Origin of the sequence: Atribacter sp. (assembly GCF_035418125.1) — a bacterium.
Taxonomy (GTDB): Bacteria; Atribacterota; Atribacteria; order Atribacterales; family Atribacteraceae; genus Atribacter; species Atribacter allofermentans.
This window is the reverse complement of the sequence record NZ_DAOLQM010000361.1, coordinates 1-1,537: the sequence shown is the minus strand read 5'-3', so window position 1 is coordinate 1,537 and position 1,537 is coordinate 1. Positions and strand designations below refer to the sequence as shown.

3 protein-coding genes are annotated in these 1,537 nt (G+C 39.9%); all 3 read right to left on the bottom strand.

Annotated features, from left to right (window positions below):
* Nucleotides 1-65 precede the first annotated feature (65 nt).
* The 3 genes from PLK24_RS11390 to PLK24_RS11380 all read right to left on the bottom strand — a co-directional run bounded on the left by PLK24_RS11390 (nucleotide 66) and on the right by PLK24_RS11380 (nucleotide 1,419).
* A complete protein-coding gene (locus PLK24_RS11390; protein WP_324479243.1) occupies nucleotides 66-389 on the bottom strand; it encodes a transposase in 324 nt (107 codons plus the stop codon).
* A gap of 149 nt (nucleotides 390-538) precedes the next feature.
* On the bottom strand, nucleotides 539-817 hold the full coding sequence (locus tag PLK24_RS11385; protein WP_324479241.1) for a hypothetical protein: 279 nt from the start codon (nucleotides 815-817) through the stop codon (nucleotides 539-541).
* Nucleotides 818-948: 131 nt separating this feature from the next.
* Nucleotides 949-1,419 (bottom strand): hypothetical protein, encoded by a 471-nt coding sequence (locus PLK24_RS11380; protein ID WP_324479239.1) that lies wholly within the window; start codon nucleotides 1,417-1,419, stop codon nucleotides 949-951.
* Nucleotides 1,420-1,537: the final 118 nt, after the last annotated feature.

The following is a 1,537-nucleotide window of genomic DNA, read 5'->3' as shown; positions in this document are numbered from 1 at the left end:
ACCACTCTTTGATACTGATAGTACCCTGCACATAAGGGGGATGGGGTATTTGAGCCGCATCTTGTTTATAAAGGCATACTTCTTAAGCGACTTCCTTTGTAAAGGTAGCCGTAAGCTTTTTTTAATATTTCCCTTTCCAATTTGAGCTCTGCGTTCTCACGTCTTAATCTTGCAAGCTCCATCTCCTCCGGGGTTACTGGTTTGTGTTTCTTGTATGAATTATCTAAAAGCTTTCCTTCTCTGGCTTTTTTGACCCAGTAGTCTAAGGTAGATTTGGGTATGGATAGTCTGCGGCCCACCTCTCCTATGGACAATCCTTCTTCCATTACCATTTTCACTGCTTCCTCTTTAAACTCTTTTGTAAATACTGCCAATGGAGGCTTTTCCATGTCAATACCTCCATTGTTAGTATATTAGATTACAATGTTCGTGTCCACTAAAGGCAGTATAATACAATCTTCCTTGTCATATAGATGCCCAAAACCTTCCAAATCAATGTTGATTGCCCATCGACCGACGGGCTTCTGATTTAATCCTTTCATCTTATGATCATGCTTCGATTGATAACGGAGCCGCCAAAAAGGCCATACTGTCCAGCTGTGACCATGGCTCCAGTATCTCCGCTCTTTTCAAGAACTTCATAGCCTTTTGTTCCACACAACTGACCTGCTTTTTCATAGCACATGCCCCAATTTAGAGCACTACCAGAGCAGTTTATAAAGTACCCTTCCTTTCCATCGGATGTGAATGTTTTGGAGGCAGTAGCACAACCGCCAAGAAAGGCAACAATTGATAGGACCAGTATTATTCTTTTCATACACACTCCTTTCTGGTGCTATTCACCGTTAACGCCCAGGCTAAGCTGCGGGCCGAGGGCGCGACGCTTGGCCACCAAAGCAATAGGCTGCAAGCGGTGTGACCGAAGGAGCCGTCAGCTTCAGCCTGTAGTTAGGTGGCATCAATAATATTGACCCTATTCGCTGTTCCAGTTTCTGGTGAATATTCCCAAATCTCCACGCCATTTGGAATCAAATGTCGGTTACTTTTAATATAATGTTCCGCCAAAGATTTACCATCTTTAATGCTTTTTAAGACAAATAATATTTTCCGATAATTATTTGGGGCCGCCATAAAATAAAAAATAGCTTCGTTCCAAACGGATAACTTTGCACTTGGAGAGTTTCCACTCTCAGTCAAAGAATGACATTTACACTCCACTAAAATGGGAGGTTCATGCGAACCTAAATCAAATTTATGCGCCTTTTTAACACTAGAAAAACCAATAGGAATACTAAAACCAGATTCCAAGACAATTCCTTCAGTCATAAAAAATTCTTTTGCTCTTTTTTCGAAATCAGAGCCTTTTCGTGGGTTGTCGGAATTTCCCATATTGCCCTTTCTCACAAGAATATTGTCCACCTAACATTATTTTTTTAAATTTATTCTATTGATAAAGGTATTATATAGGGGTAAAAAAAAGGCTGTCAATAAAAACTTTGCGAGAAAAATTTGATTTCTGGAAATAATAGAAATATAA

What these genes read in the sequence shown, in the direction of transcription:
- PLK24_RS11390 (WP_324479243.1), bottom strand. Translation starts at nt 389, where the DNA reads ATGGAAAAGCCTCCATTGGCAGTATTTACAAAAGAGTTTAAAGAGGAA.
- PLK24_RS11385 (WP_324479241.1), bottom strand. Translation starts at nt 817, where the DNA reads ATGAAAAGAATAATACTGGTCCTATCAATTGTTGCCTTTCTTGGCGGT.